Origin of the sequence: Tropicibacter naphthalenivorans, from assembly GCF_900176475.1 — a bacterium.
Taxonomy (GTDB): Bacteria; Pseudomonadota; Alphaproteobacteria; order Rhodobacterales; family Rhodobacteraceae; genus Tropicibacter; species Tropicibacter naphthalenivorans.
Genome location: NZ_FWXX01000003.1, coordinates 349340 through 363512, shown reverse-complemented (window position 1 = coordinate 363512; position 14173 = coordinate 349340). Strand labels below are relative to the sequence as shown.

Below are 14173 nucleotides of genomic sequence, written 5' to 3'. Positions count from 1 at the left end.
AGGGGGGGCTTTGTGCCCCCCAAATTATTTGATGCCCGCTTTTTCGATCTGCGCGTGCGCCTCATCAAGGCTCAGGCGCGCGCGGTCGATCAGCGTGTCAATCTCATCCCGGCTGATGACCAGCGGTGGCGAGATGATCATCCGGTCCCCAACGTGGCGCATGATCAGGTTGTTGGCAAAGCAGCGCTCGCGCGTGATGTAGCCCACGGTGCCGGCCTCGGCCTGGAAGGGCGCACGGGTTTCCTTGTTCGGCGTCAGCGCGAGAGAGCCCATCATCCCAACGATCTTGGCCTCACCCACCAGCGGGTGGTCGGTAAGACTTTCGAATTTTTCCTTAAGATAGGGCGCAGTTTCGGTGCGCACGCGGGTCACGATGCCCTCTTCGTCCAGAATCCGCAGGTTTTCCAAGGCGACGGCGCAGGCGACCGGGTGCCCGGAATAGGTGTAACCATGGTTAAATTCGGTGGCGTCGATGACCTTGGCAATCTCGTCGCTGACAATGGACCCACCGATGGGCTGGTAGCCTGACGACAGCCCCTTGGCGATGGTCATGATGTCGGGGCGGATGTCCAGCGTCTGACTGCCAAACCATTTGCCAGTGCGCCCAAAGCCGCAAATCACCTCGTCGGCGATCAGCAGGATGCCGTATTTGTCGACAATGCGCTGGATTTCCGGCCAGTAGGTTTCGGGCGGAACGATCACGCCGCCCGCGCCTTGGATCGGCTCGGCGATAAACGCCGCGACCTTGTCCTGACCGATTTCAAGGATGGCTTTTTCCAGCTCCTGCGCGCGGGCGAGACCAAAGTCTTCGGGCGTCATGTCGCCGCCTTCCGCCCACCAATGCGGCTGGTCAATATGGTGAATGCCGGGGATCGGCATCCCGCCTTGGGCGTGCATCCCCTTCATGCCGCCAAGGCTGCCCGACCCGACCGAAGAGCCGTGATAGCCGTTCCAGCGCGAGATGATAACCTGCCGCTCTGGTTGACCTTTTTCCTGCCAATAGGTGCGCACCAGCCGCAGGTTCGTGTCGTTGGCTTCGGACCCGGAACAGGCAAAAAACACATGGTTAAGATCGCCCGGCGCCAGCTCGGCCAGCTTGGCGGCAAGGTTCAGCGCAGGCACGTGGGTCGTCTGGAAGAAGGTGTTGTAATAGGGCAGTTCCTGCATCTGGCGCGCGGCGGCGTCGGCCAGTTCCTTGCGGCCATAGCCGACGTTCACACACCACAGTCCCGCCATGGCGTCGAGGATGCGATGCCCGTCGGAATCGGTCAGCCAGCATCCTTCGGCGCGGGTGATTACGCGCGCGCCCTTGGACGCCAAATCGGCATTGGTGGTGAACGGGTGCATATGGTGCGCCGCGTCGCGCGCTTGCAGCTCGGCGGTCGGGGAGTTGGCGGTGAGGATGTTCATTTTAGCCTCCGGCTTGGGTTACCGCGAGAATATGATCAAATTCCATTCTGTCAATCGAATCACGAGATCTCCGGCATGATGGCGCATGGCGGGATCGAATTCTTTAAGGTCCACGCCAAACGCCGATAGGTTTGCCAGAAAAATGAGCGCCCTCACGCTGACGTGACCTAATGTCAGAGGCTTTGGGCAATCATATCCATGCCTTGGGTCACATCCCCAGAAATCGCTGCCGATGCCCCGGCAATGTCGCGGCGTTGCAGCGCGATCAGCAGGTCTTTGTGCAAGTCCGGCAGGTTGCGCGTGCCGACCTGCCCGCAGACGATCCGCAGCGACGGTCCGAACCGCAACCACAGCGTATCGACCAAAGCGGTCAGGATCGGCGCGTCGGCCACCGCGTTCAGACGGGTGTGAAAGGCGTGGTTCTCACGCAGGTATCCGGCCACGTCGCCGCGCGAAATCGCCGCGTCCAAACGGTCATCTATGGCCTTCAAAGCTTTGACATCCTGAGCGTTTGCGCGAGCAGCCGCGCGGGCAGCAAGGCGCGGCTCCAGCGCCAAACGTGCCTCGGTCAGCTCGTCCACGGCACCCTGATCCAGCACCGGAACCACGATCCGGCGGTTCCCCATGGCTTGCAATGCACCCTCTGCGGTCAGGCGGCGCAGCGCCTCGCGGACGGGCGTCATCCCGGTATCCAAACGCTCTGTCAGACCTTGGATCGTCACCGGCTCTCCGGGGGCCAACGCCCCGAACAGAATCGCCTCGCGCAACGCCCGATAGGTCCGCTCATGCGCCGGAAGCCCCGCCTTTGCGCCCCCACCAGCCGGCAAGTCTGCCTGAGAATTCATCGCTTTTTCCTCGCTACGCCCTAGGTGAACCGTCGGCCCTTGCGCGGCAAGAGCACAAGTGAAAACATCGCAAGAGTTGCCCGCAAAAGCAACTTATGATCAAAATCCGGGGACGGGGCGGCAAAAGACCCCGCCTGCAACGGGAGCCTATGATGACCAAGACACTTACCCTGACCGCGACCCTCGCGCTGCTGGCTGGGATGGCCAGCGCCGAAGAAGTCCGCGTGTATAACTGGTCCGACTATATCGACGAAGAGCTGCTTGCCAAATTTGAGCAAGAGACCGGCATCGACCTGATCTATGATGTCTTTGACAGCAACGAAATGCTGCAAACCAAGATGCTGGCCGGTGGGTCGGGCTATGACGTGGTGGTCCCGACGGGCACCTTCCTGCAACGTCAGATCATGGCGGGTGCGTTCCAGGAACTGGACAAGTCCAAGCTGCCTAACATCGACAATATGTGGGACGTGATCTCTGGGCGCACGGCGACCTATGATCCCGGAAATGCCTTTTCTATCAACTACATGTGGGGCACGACGGGCATTGGCGTGAACGTTCCCAAGGTGCAGGAAATCCTTGGCGAGGATGCGCCCATCGGCTCGCTTGATCTGATCTTTGACCCGGCCAACATGGAAAAGCTGGCGGAATGCGGCGTTTACGTTCTGGATGCTCCGACCGAGATGATCCCGGCCGCGCTGGCCTATGCGGGCATGGACCCTGACGCCAAAAGCCAAGAGGCGCTGGACAAGGCGGACGAGATTTTCACGGCGATCCGTCCCTACATCTCGAAATTCCACTCGTCCGAGTACATCAACGCGCTCGCCAATGGCGATATCTGCGTGGCGTTCGGCTGGTCCGGTGACATCCTTCAGGCGCGCGATCGCGCGGCCGAAGCGGAAAACGGCGTCGAAGTCGCTTATAATGCTCCGTCCGAAGGCGCGCTGATGTGGTTTGACCAGATGGCGATTCCGGTGGATGCGCCGAACCCCGACGCGGCGCATAAGTTCTTGAATTTCATCATGGATGCCCAGAACATGGCCGCGGCGTCTAACTATGTTTATTACGCCAACGGCAACAAGGCATCGCAGGAATTCCTCGCCGAGGACGTGATCGGCGACACCGCGATCTATCCCGACGAGGCGGCGCTTGAAAAGCTGTACACCGTCACGCCTTGGGGCCCCAAGGAGCAGCGCCTGCTGACCCGTCTGTGGACCAAGATCAAGTCGGGCACCTAAGCCCATTTCAGGCCCGCGCGCCGGTTGCGCGGGCCCCCTCCTGACCCGGAAGACCCTATGGCCGAGACCGTATTTGCCCCGTGGACCGACCCCGAGGCCAAGCCCTTGATCCAATTCAAGGGCGTCACCAAGCGTTTTGGTGATTTCACCGCGATCGACAATCTGACGTTGGATATCTACGCGCGGGAATTTTTCGCGCTGCTTGGGCCTTCGGGCTGCGGCAAGACCACGATGATGCGGATGCTCGCCGGGTTCGAGACCCCCACCGAGGGGCAAATTCTGCTGAATGGTCAAGACATTGGCGCGGTGCCGCCGAACAAGCGCGCGGTCAACATGATGTTCCAGAGCTACGCGCTGTTCCCGCATTTGACCGTTTGGGACAACATCGCCTTTGGTCTGCGCCGCGAGACGCGCGACAAGGATGCGATCAATGCCCGCGTCGAGGAAATGCTGCGCCTGACACGGTTAACCAAGTTCGCCAAACGTAAACCGCACCAGATTTCCGGTGGCCAGCGGCAACGCGTGGCTTTGGCTCGGTCCTTGGCCAAGGCGCCGAAACTGCTGCTGCTGGATGAACCGCTGGGCGCGCTCGATCGCAAGCTGCGCGAAGAGACGCAGTTTGAACTGATGGACATTCAGGAAAAGACCGGCACGACCTTTATCATCGTCACCCATGACCAAGAAGAGGCGATGACCGTCGCCTCTCGGGTGGCTGTGATGGACGAAGGGCGCATTGTTCAGGTCGCCACGCCGGACGTGATCTACGAAGCGCCTAACTCTGTCTATGTTGCTGATTTCATTGGGGACGTGAACTTGATCCCCGGTCAGGCCGCGGTGCGCGAAACCGCCCCTGAGGCCGCCGAGGTTGTCGCAGAGCCCGCGCCGGAACCGACGCCGGCCGCCGCTTCGGACCCTGTTCCGGACACCGGCAAAGAGGCGCCGCAGCCCAACGCTTTTGGCATCTGGCTGCATGACAACATGCTCAAGCCGATTCTTGGTGAACGCCGCGCGCAGGCCGAGCCGCTCAAGCAACTGCCGCCCCCCGCCCCCGAGCAAATCAAGGCCGCCCCCGTCCCGCAGGACGTACCCGAAGGCGGCGTGACCATCACATGGGCCGCAGGTAAAGCCCCGCTGATCGCCGCCAATGGCGACACCGCTTTGGCGGGCGAAAAGGTGGTTCTTGCGCTGCGTCCGGAAAAGGTCAGCATCTCCAAAGAGCGCCCCGATCACCCCAACATCTTGCGGGGCAAGGTGATCGACATCGCCTATCTGGGGAACATCTCGACCTATCACGTGGAAATCGAAGGCGGCACCATGATCAAGGCGCAGGCCGCCAACACCCGCCGCCTGTCCCGCCGTGGCATCACTTGGGAAGACGACGTCTGGCTTGGCTTTACCGCGACGGCGGGCGTGGTGTTGAAAGAGGACGCGTAACATGCGCCGCTTTTCCCTGATCGCCGTTCCCTACCTTTGGCTGCTGGCGCTGTTCCTTGTGCCCTTCCTTATCGTGATCAAGATTTCCTTGTCCGATGTGGCCTACGCCAGCCCGCCCTACGTGCCGCAGCTTGACCTGACCCAAGGCTGGGCCGGGTTGCACGACTTTTTCGCCGCGCTCGATTTCGAGAATTTCGCCTTTCTGACCACCGACGCGCTGTATTGGAAGGCGTACCTGTCCTCGCTGAAAATTGCCTTGGTCGCCACGGCTTTGACCGCGCTTGTGGGCTATCCGGTGGCCTACGGGATGGCCCGCGCGCCGCAGGAATGGCGTCCGACGCTGCTGATGCTGGTGATCTTGCCGTTTTGGACCAGCTTTTTGATCCGGGTCTATTCGTGGATGGGGATCCTGTCGAACGAAGGCGTCCTGAACCAAGTCCTTCTGGCCACCGGCATTATTTCCGAACCTTTACAGATCATGAACACCAACACCGCCGTTTATATCGGCATTGTTTATACTTACCTGCCGTTCATGGTTCTGCCGATCTATGCCGCGCTGGAAAAGCTGGACGAAAGCCTGCTCGAAGCCGCCGAAGACCTCGGCTGTTCGCGGCTCGCCGCCTTTTGGCTGGTCACTTTCCCCCTGTCTCGTGGGGGCATCGTGGCGGGGTGCTTTCTGGTTTTCATCCCGGCCATCGGCGAATTCGTGATCCCGTCTCTGCTGGGCGGTTCAGACACGTTGATGATCGGTAAAGTGCTGTGGGAAGAGTTCTTTTCCAACACCGACTGGCCCGTTGCGTCGGCGGTGGCGGTGATCCTCTTGGCGCTGCTGATCATCCCCATCGTCCTGTTCCAGCGGCACGAAGAAAAAGAACGCGAGGCCAACCGATGAGACGTTTTTCGTGGTTCAACGTGACCTCGCTGACGCTGGGGTTTGCGTTTCTCTACCTGCCGATGGTCCTGCTGGTCGTCTACAGTTTCAACGAAAGCCGTCTGGTCACCGTCTGGGCCGGGTTTTCGACGAAATGGTACGGCGAGCTGCTGCAAAACGAGGAATTCCTCGACGCCGCTTTGGTCACGCTCAAGGTCGGTCTGATGTCCTCGACCCTAGCGACGATCCTGGGGACGATGGCGGCCTATGTGCTTGTGCGCGCTGGACGTTTTCGGGGGCGGACACTGTTTTCCGGGATGATCTACGCGCCGCTTGTGATGCCCGAAGTCATCACCGGCCTGTCCTTGCTGCTCTTGTTCATCGGCATCGGGCTGGATCGCGGCGTGCTGACCATCGTGCTGGCCCATACCACCTTTTCCATGTGCTACGTGTCGGTGGTCGTGTCCTCGCGCCTCAGCAGTTTCGACACCTCTCTGGAAGAGGCCGCGCTGGATCTTGGCGCATCGCCCTTCGAAGCGTTCCGCCTGGTGACCTTGCCAATCATTGCGCCGGCGGTGATCTCTGGCTGGCTGCTGGCGTTTACCTTGTCGCTGGACGATCTGGTGATCGCGAGCTTTACTACGGGGCCGTCGGCGACCACCCTGCCGATCAAGATCTTTTCCGCCGTGCGCCTGGGCGTCTCGCCAGAGATTAACGCTTTGTCCACGATCCTGATTGGCATCGTCACCGTCGGCGTGATCTCCGCGTCGCTGATCACCAAGCGCGCCGCAGTCCGGCAGGCCCGCGAAGAACAGGCCGCCGTGCGCTCGTGAAACGCATCTACGAGCCCGCCGCGTATGGCCCCCAAGGTGGGTGCTTTTGGGCGGATACGGTAAACGGCCCGGATTGGCCTCAACTGAACGGCGATGTGTCCGCCGATGTGGCGGTGATCGGCGGCGGCTTTACCGGGCTGACCTGCGCCCTAGAGCTTGCGCGCTCCGGGGTGGATGTTGTGGTTCTAGAGGCAGAGCACGCTGGATATGGGGCTTCGGGCCGCAACGGTGGGTTCTGCTGTCTGGGCGGGGCCAAGGCGTCTGCGGCGAAACTCGCGGCAATCGGTTGGCATCATACCGAACGCGCCGCTGTGGACTTTGTCGACGGGCTGATCCGGCAGCATGGGTTGGTCGTGGACCGCCATTCGCAGGGCGAGACGATCCTCGCGCACAAGCCCCGACGCTGGGCCGCGTTGCAGCGTGACGCCAAGGAGATCGCCGCGCTTTATGGTGCCGAGCCGACCCTGATCCACAAGTGCGACCTACGCGCCCAAGGCTTGGACGGGCCATGGCACGGGGCGATGACGATCCCCGTGGGCTTTGCCCTTAACCCGCGCAAGTACCACGCCGGTTTGGCGCAAGCGGCGACCAAGGCGGGCGTGCGCACATTCGCCCGCAGCCCCGTCACGCAAATCGTTAACGGCGCGCCGTGGCGGTTAACCACACCGAACGGGACCGTGCGCGCAAAGCGTGTCGTGCTGGCCACAAACGGCTATTCGTCCGAAGACCTGCCCGACTGGCTGCGCGCGCGCTATCTGCCGGTGCAATCGAGCGTGATCGTCACCCGGGCACTGACCCAATCCGAGCAGGACGCGCAGGGCTGGTGGTCGGACCAGATGGCCTATGACACCCGCGAATTGCTTCATTATTTCCGAAAGATGCCGGATGGGCGGTTCCTGTTCGGGATGCGCGGCGGCTTGACCGCGACGACGCGCGCCCGCACCGCGATTTCCGCCAAAATCCGCAGGGATTTTGCCGCGCTGTTCCCCGCGTGGAAAGACGTTCCGATCACCCACGAGTGGGACGGGCTGGTGTGCCTGATGGCGGGGCTCGTGCCCTTTGTCGGCGCAGTGCCGAAACACGAAGGGCTGTTCGCCGCCATGGGCTTTCACGGCAACGGCGTGGCCATGGGCAGCTATGCGGGGCACCTGCTGGCGGGGCAGATCACCGGACAGCCGACGCCCTACCCCGACGCGCTAAAAGTGCAGCCAAAGAGGTTTCCCCTCGGGCGGTGGAGGCGCGCCTTGCTGCGGCCCGCCTATATCGCGGCGGAGACGCTGGACCTGTAGATCACCACTTGGCGGGCATCAGCGACCGCGCCTTGCCGCGCTTCATCCCCAGCTGGCGTTCCCGCCAAATGATCAAGAATCCCGCCAGCATCACGATGGCCGATCCAATCACCACCATAACCGTCGGAATTTCCTCGAAAAACACCCAGCCGATGACAATCGCGAACAGGATAGAGGCATAGTCGAACGGCGCGACCACCGACGCCTCGGCGTATTTGTAGGCCGAGGTCAGCAGGATCTGCGCCACGCCCCCGATCAGCCCCGCCGCGATCAGCATCGCCAAGACCGACGCATCGGGCATGACCCAGCCGAACGGCAAGGTCGCCAGTGAAAACAGCGTCGCCGTCAGCGAAAAATAGAACACGATGGCCGAGGTTTCCTCGGTCGCGACCAGCCGCCGGATATGGATTTGCGCCAAGGCGCGGGTCACCGCCGAACCAAGGACCAAGGCAACGCCCAAGGTCGCGGGCCCGCTGAGATCGTCAAACGACAGCCGCGGCCATAGCACCACGGTGACGCCTACAAGGCCCAGCATCACGGCGCTGAGACGGAACAGCCGCAGCCGCTCCCCCAGCAGGACGGCGGCAAACAGCACCGTCAGCAAGGGCGCGGCAAAGCCCAGCGCGGTCACTTCGGGCAAGGGCAGCAAGCCCAGCGCCGCGAACCCGCAGCCCATCGAGGTCACCCCGATCAGCCCACGCCAGACATGGCCCATGGGACGCTGCGTACGAAAGCCAGTGCGCAGGTCGCCGCGCAGGGCCAGCCACGTGACGATCACCGGCATGGCAAAGACCGACCGAAAGAACACCGCCTGCCCCGTGGGCACATGCGCCACGCCCGCTTTGACAAAGGCGGCCATGATGGAAAACAGCAAGATCGACGCGATCTTGAGCGCGATACCACGCAGCGGGGACATAGAGTGGTCCTATCTTTGGGATGGGGCCACCGTGAACCTCTGATTAAGAAAGGTCAATGCACCTTACATGTCTTCGGGAACATCGGCGTGCAGATGCCGTTCGCCGCGCTCTGCCGCGAGGGCGATCTGCTTTTGACGTTCGCGAAAGCGCGTTTTGTCCTCGTCCGAGGTCTTATCAATGCACAGATGGCAGGACACGCCGTGTTCATACTCGGGGCGCTGCTTGTCCTCGGGCAGGATCGGGTGACGGCAGGCGTGGCACAGCTGGTGCGGGCCTTCCTTTAGCCCGTGTTCCACCGACACACGCCCGTCAAAGACGAAACACGCACCGTTCCACGTGCTGTCCTCGGCGGGGACCTCTTCGAGGTATTTCAGGATGCCACCCTTGAGGTGATAGACGTCCTCAACCCCTTGGCTCATCAGGTAATTCGTCGACTTCTCGCAGCGAATGCCGCCGGTGCAGAACATGGCGATCCGCTTGTTGTGAAAGCGGTCCTTGTTCTTTTCCCACCACTCGGGGAACTCGCGGAAGGTGTCGGTCTGCGGGTCCACGGCGCCCTCGAAGGTGCCAATCGCCACCTCGTAATCGTTGCGCGTGTCGATCACGGCCACGTCGGGCGACAGGATCAGATCGTTCCAGTCCTTGGGCTCGACGTAATGCCCGACGCTGGCGCGCGGATCGACGTCGGGCTGGCCCATGGTCACGATCTCTTTCTTCAGGCGCACCTTCATCCGGGCAAAGGGGCGCTCGGCGGCGGTGGACAGCTTGTAAACGATGTCCGCGCAGCCCGGCAGCGCCTGGATATGCGCCAGAACAGCGTCGATGCCCGTGCGCGGCCCTGCCACGGTGCCGTTGATCCCCTCACGTGCGAGCAGCAGCGTCCCGGTGATCTGGTGGGTCTGACACGCCTCGAGCAGCGGGCCGCGCAGGGCAGCCGGGTCATCGAAGCGGGTGAAATGATAGAGAGCGCAGACGGTAAACATGCCCGTCTGATACGTCCGAAAAAGCGCCCTTTGCAAGGGACAGCTTGTCTCAAGGCGCGGCGGGTCTGGACCTTTGCCCGGCCTTGCGCGTTAACTGTGATCAAACCCGCAAAGGAGAGCCGCAAATGCACGCGCTGATCGTCATCGACATCCAGAATGATTTCTGCCCGGGGGGCGCGCTGGCCGTGGCGGGCGGCGACCAGATCGTACAGCCGGTCAATGCCCTGATGGCCGAGGTTGACGCGGTGATCCTGACGCAGGATTGGCACCCGGCGGGGCACTCTTCTTTTGCCTCGCAGCATGACGGGGCCGAGCCGTTCAGCCTGACGCAAATGCCCTACGGTCCGCAGGTGTTGTGGCCCGATCACTGCGTCCAAGGCTCACCCGGCGCGAATTTCCACCCCGATCTCGAAGTCGACCGCGCCGATCTGATCATCCGCAAGGGCTTTCGTCCGCAGATCGACAGCTATTCGGCGTTCTTCGAGAACGACCATGAAACGGCGACGGGGCTCGAAGGCTACCTGCGCACGCGCGGCATTTCCCGGCTGACGATGGTTGGCCTTGCAACGGATTTCTGCGTGAATTTCAGCGCGGTGGACGCGGCCAAGCTGGGCTTTGACGTGACCGTGCGCACGGACCTGTGCCGCGCCATCGACATGGACGGATCGCTGGCCGCCGCGCAGGACGGAATGCGCGCTGCCGGGGTCACTTTGACCTGATATTTGCCAATTATAAATGCTCGGCCGCTATGCCTTTTGCCGATTGAAAGAGGCTTGGCATGGCTGCCGATTCCCGGCCCGACGCACATCATCTGACCGCCTTCGAGGCGCGCTATGGCCGGGCAGCCCTGTTCGACCGCTACGCTCGTGTGCGGATTCGCGACTTTGGCCTACGACAAATCGCGACACTGATCGGGGCGTACTTCCTATGGGTCGAGGTTTCTGCTGAGGTGGCGATGTCCGCTGTGACCTTGGCGCTTTTCGGTGAATTCCTCGAACTGCTCACGCTGCGCCATGCGCGGCAGCAGATCAAAAAAGGCGCGCCATTTGATGCCCTTAGTCGCCGCGCGACGATTGTCGGGACGGTTCAGGCGATCACCATTGCCGTCAACGTTCAGATTTTCCTGCACCTCGCCCCGGATGCCGAAGCGGCCCTGCTTGCGCTGTGTTTCCTGATGGCCGCAGCGGTGAATGCGGGCTTTACGCTGACCCACCATCCCCCATCCTCCAAGGCCAAGCTGGCGGTCTACGCCCTGTGCGCCGCGACCTATATCGCCAGCGAAGTCATCGCGGCGGGCGGGATCGGAATGCGGCAAAGCATCAATATCTTCGAGGTGTTGATGCTGGGCTATCTCACTCACACGTTTGTCAGCTTTTCCGTCAGATCCTGGAGGCGGCGCGTCACGAATGAGCGCGCCCTGACCGAAGCCGCCGCAAATCTCGACGCGGTGAACCACGATCTGGCCGAGCGCCAGCGCAAAGCCCGAGAGCTGTCCTTGGTCGCCAGCCATGCCAACGATGCGGTGATCATTTTCAACCCGTCGCTGCGCATCACATGGGTGAATGAGGCCTTTACCCGCCTGACAGGCTATAGTTTCGACGAGGCGGTCGGGCGACACCCCAAATCCTTGATGAGCGGCCCGGAAAGCTGCCCTGAAACCGCGCGCGCCTTTATGGATGCGCGGCGCGAGGGGCGGCCTTGGCGGGCGCCGGTGCTGCTGTATCGCAAAGACGGGCGGAAAGTCTGGTTTGATATCAATCGCGTGCCGGTTTTGGCCCCCGATGGCTCTGTCGAGACGCTGATTTCCATCGAACGCGACGTCACCGAGGCGATGCGCAAAGAAAAAGAACTGGATGAGGCCAAGCTGCGCGCCGAAGAAGGTGCGCGATCAAAGTCAGTGTTCTTGGCCACCATGAGCCACGAAATCCGCACGCCTTTGAACGCCATTATCGGGATGGCGGACCTGTTGACCGACGCCGGACTGCACGGCGAGAACAAGGAATACGTCGACACGATTCATTCCGCGTCGCAATCGCTGCTAACCATCATCAATGACGTGCTCGAATTCTCGCGGCTCGACGCCGACAAGGTGGTGTTTGAAACGCTGCCCTTTTCGCCAGAAACCTGCATCTTTGACGCGGTCAAGATGATGCGCCCTTTGGCGTGGGAAAAGTCGCTGTACCTTGATATCGTGCGCGAAACCGACCTGCCCGCCGTGGCCGTTTCCGACGAGGGGCGCCTGCGGCAAATCCTGATCAATCTCATTGGCAACGCGGTGAAATTCACTGAAACCGGCGGGGTCAAAGTGCATGTTTCGGCGCAGGATACGGATCAGGGGCATGCGCTGACGGTGATCGTCAGAGATACCGGAATCGGCGTTCCAAAGGGACGTGAGACGCTTATTTTCGAAGAATTTCAACAAGCTGACGCCGCGACGACACGGCGGTTCGGCGGGACGGGTCTGGGCCTGCCGATCTCGCGGGCCTTGGCACGGCGCATGTCAGGGGATCTGGTCGTGTTGCCGGACGACCCCACGCCGGGCACCGCGTTCCGGCTGACCGTGACGCTAGGCCGTGCCGCGCCAGACGTTGTGAGCACACCCCCACCCATCGAGGCAGAGCCGGCCATGCCCGAGCACATGACCGTGCTTTTGGCCGAGGACAACGCCACCAACCGGATGCTGGTCCGGCGCTTTCTCAAGGACCATCCCGTGACCCTGATCGAGGCCACGAATGGCCGCGAAGCGGTGGAGTTGACGATGGAACACCAACCCGACGCAATCCTCATGGACATGTCCATGCCCGAGCTTGACGGACTGGCCGCGACCCGCGCCATTCGCCTTTTGGATGTGCCGCAACCACATATCATCTCGCTGACCGCGAACGCCTTTGACTCGGACCGAGAGGCCTGTGCCGCGGCCGGGATGGACGATTTTGTCACCAAGCCGGTGCGCCGTAAACAGCTGATCGCCGCCCTGTCACGCACGCCGCTGCACGAGAAACCCCTTTTACCTTTGGCAAATTCTGGCTTATCTCAGCAAAACGCTGCGGAAGGGACTGAGCCTTGGACATCGCCACACGCGTCTGGAACCACAAGTGGAAAATCGATCCGATCGTCCGATCGCTGATCGACACAGACTTTTACAAGCTGCTGATGTGCCAGTCGGTCTTTCGCAACAAGCCCGACACCAACGTCACCTTCAGCCTGATCAACCGCTCGTCGCATGTGCCCTTGGCCAAGCTGATCGACGAAGGCGAGTTGCGCGAACAGCTGGACCACGTGCGCAGCCTGTCGCTGACCCGCGGCGAAAGCACCTGGCTGCGCGGCAACACCTTTTACGGCAAGCGCCAGATGTTCCGGCCCGACTTTATGGCGTGGTTCGAAAACCTGCGCCTGCCCGCCTATCACCTTGAGCGCGTCGGCGATCAGTACGAACTGACCTTCGAAGGCAAATGGCCCGAGGTGATGCTGTGGGAAATCCCCGCACTGGCGATTTTGATGGAAATGCGCGGTCGCGCGGTTTTGCATGATATGGGCCGGTTCGAGCTGCAAGTGCTGTACGCCCGCGCCATGACCCAGCTGTGGGAAAAGGTCGAAAAGCTGCGCAACACCCCCGGGCTGCGGATCGCGGACTTTGGCACCCGGCGGCGACACTCTTTCCTGTGGCAGGATTGGTGCGTGCAGGCGATGCTGGAACGGCTTGGCCCGTCCTTTGTCGGCACCTCGAACTGCCTGATCGCCAAGAACCGCGATCTCGAAGCCATCGGCACCAACGCGCATGAATTGCCCATGGTCTACGCCGCGCTCGCGCAGAATGATGCCGAACTGGCCCAGGCCCCCTATACCGTTCTGGAGGACTGGCAAGAAGAGCACAGCGGCAACCTGCGGATCATCCTGCCCGACACCTACGGCACCGAAGGGTTCCTTCAGCGCGCGCCCGATTGGCTGGCGGGTTGGACGGGCATTCGCATCGATTCAGGCGATCCCGCCACCGCCGCCGAGGTCGCCATCCAGTGGTGGAAAGATCGCGGCGAAGACCCCACGCGCAAGCTGGTGATTTTCTCTGACGGGCTGGACGAGAACAAGATTATCGAGCTTTATGAGCAGTTTAAGGGGCGCGTTCGGGTGTCCTTTGGCTGGGGCACCTTGCTGACCAACGACTTTCGCGGGCTTGCGCCGAATGACAGCCTCGCGCCGTTTTCATTGGTGTGCAAGGCGATCAGCGCCAATGGCAGGCCGACGGTCAAACTGTCGGACAACCCGAAAAAGGCCATGGGCCCGGCCGAGGAAATCGCCCGCTACAAGCGTGTTTTCGACGTGGGCCAGCAAGACGCGATGGACGTGATCGTCTAAAGG

12 protein-coding genes are annotated in these 14173 nt (G+C 61.8%); 8 read left to right on the top strand and 4 right to left on the bottom strand.

Annotation, left to right across the window (positions count from 1 at the left end; all coding sequences use genetic code 11):
- Nucleotides 1–24: 24 nt before the first annotated feature.
- Nucleotides 25–1410: an aspartate aminotransferase family protein gene (locus B9A11_RS09620; protein ID WP_058248177.1), complete on the bottom strand. Its 1386-nt coding sequence runs from the start codon at nt 1408–1410 to the stop codon at nt 25–27.
- 173 nt (nt 1411–1583) lie between these two features.
- Entirely contained in the window at nt 1584–2255 is a 672-nt protein-coding gene (locus B9A11_RS09615; protein ID WP_058248176.1) for a GntR family transcriptional regulator, read from the bottom strand.
- 149 nt (nt 2256–2404) lie between these two features.
- On the opposite strand from B9A11_RS09615, the gene B9A11_RS09610 reads away from it, so the two are divergent.
- From B9A11_RS09610 to B9A11_RS09590, 5 genes are read left to right on the top strand one after another with little or no spacing between them, the layout of a single operon-like run.
- Nucleotides 2405–3490 (top strand): polyamine ABC transporter substrate-binding protein, encoded by a 1086-nt coding sequence (locus tag B9A11_RS09610; RefSeq protein ID WP_058248175.1) that lies wholly within the window; start codon nt 2405–2407, stop codon nt 3488–3490.
- A 57-nt stretch (nt 3491–3547) separates the two neighbouring features.
- A complete protein-coding gene (locus tag B9A11_RS09605) occupies nt 3548–4924 on the top strand; it encodes an ABC transporter ATP-binding protein (RefSeq protein WP_058248174.1) in 1377 nt (458 codons plus the stop codon).
- Between the two features lies 1 nt (nt 4925).
- A complete protein-coding gene (locus B9A11_RS09600) occupies nt 4926–5816 on the top strand; it encodes an ABC transporter permease subunit (protein ID WP_058248173.1) in 891 nt (296 codons plus the stop codon).
- On the top strand, nt 5813–6628 hold the full coding sequence (locus B9A11_RS09595; RefSeq protein ID WP_058248172.1) for an ABC transporter permease: 816 nt from the start codon (nt 5813–5815) through the stop codon (nt 6626–6628). The genes B9A11_RS09600 and B9A11_RS09595 overlap by 4 nt, the downstream gene beginning before the upstream one ends.
- On the top strand, nt 6625–7917 hold the full coding sequence (locus B9A11_RS09590) for an NAD(P)/FAD-dependent oxidoreductase (RefSeq protein WP_058248171.1): 1293 nt from the start codon (nt 6625–6627) through the stop codon (nt 7915–7917). Before B9A11_RS09595 ends, B9A11_RS09590 begins: the two co-directional genes overlap by 4 nt.
- Before the next feature lies 1 nt (nt 7918).
- On the opposite strand, the gene B9A11_RS09585 is transcribed toward B9A11_RS09590, so the two are convergent.
- A complete protein-coding gene (locus B9A11_RS09585; protein ID WP_058248170.1) occupies nt 7919–8833 on the bottom strand; it encodes a DMT family transporter in 915 nt (304 codons plus the stop codon).
- A gap of 63 nt (nt 8834–8896) precedes the next feature.
- The gene (gene trhO / locus B9A11_RS09580; RefSeq protein WP_058248169.1) at nt 8897–9817 is read right to left on the bottom strand and encodes an oxygen-dependent tRNA uridine(34) hydroxylase TrhO; all 921 of its coding nucleotides are present in this window, start codon (nt 9815–9817) and stop codon (nt 8897–8899) included.
- Between the two features lie 125 nt (nt 9818–9942).
- Here trhO and pncA point away from each other — a divergent pair, with 125 nt between their 5' ends.
- From pncA to pncB, 3 genes are read left to right on the top strand one after another with little or no spacing between them, the layout of a single operon-like run.
- Nucleotides 9943–10536 carry a bifunctional nicotinamidase/pyrazinamidase gene (pncA, locus tag B9A11_RS09575; protein ID WP_058248168.1) on the top strand — a complete coding sequence of 198 codons (594 nt, stop codon included), beginning with the start codon at nt 9943–9945 and terminating at the stop codon, nt 10534–10536.
- A gap of 59 nt (nt 10537–10595) precedes the next feature.
- Entirely contained in the window at nt 10596–12944 is a 2349-nt protein-coding gene (locus B9A11_RS09570) for a hybrid sensor histidine kinase/response regulator (RefSeq protein ID WP_058248167.1), read from the top strand.
- A complete protein-coding gene (gene pncB, locus B9A11_RS09565) occupies nt 12881–14170 on the top strand; it encodes a nicotinate phosphoribosyltransferase (protein ID WP_058248166.1) in 1290 nt (429 codons plus the stop codon). The genes B9A11_RS09570 and pncB overlap by 64 nt, the downstream gene beginning before the upstream one ends.
- Nucleotides 14171–14173: the final 3 nt, after the last annotated feature.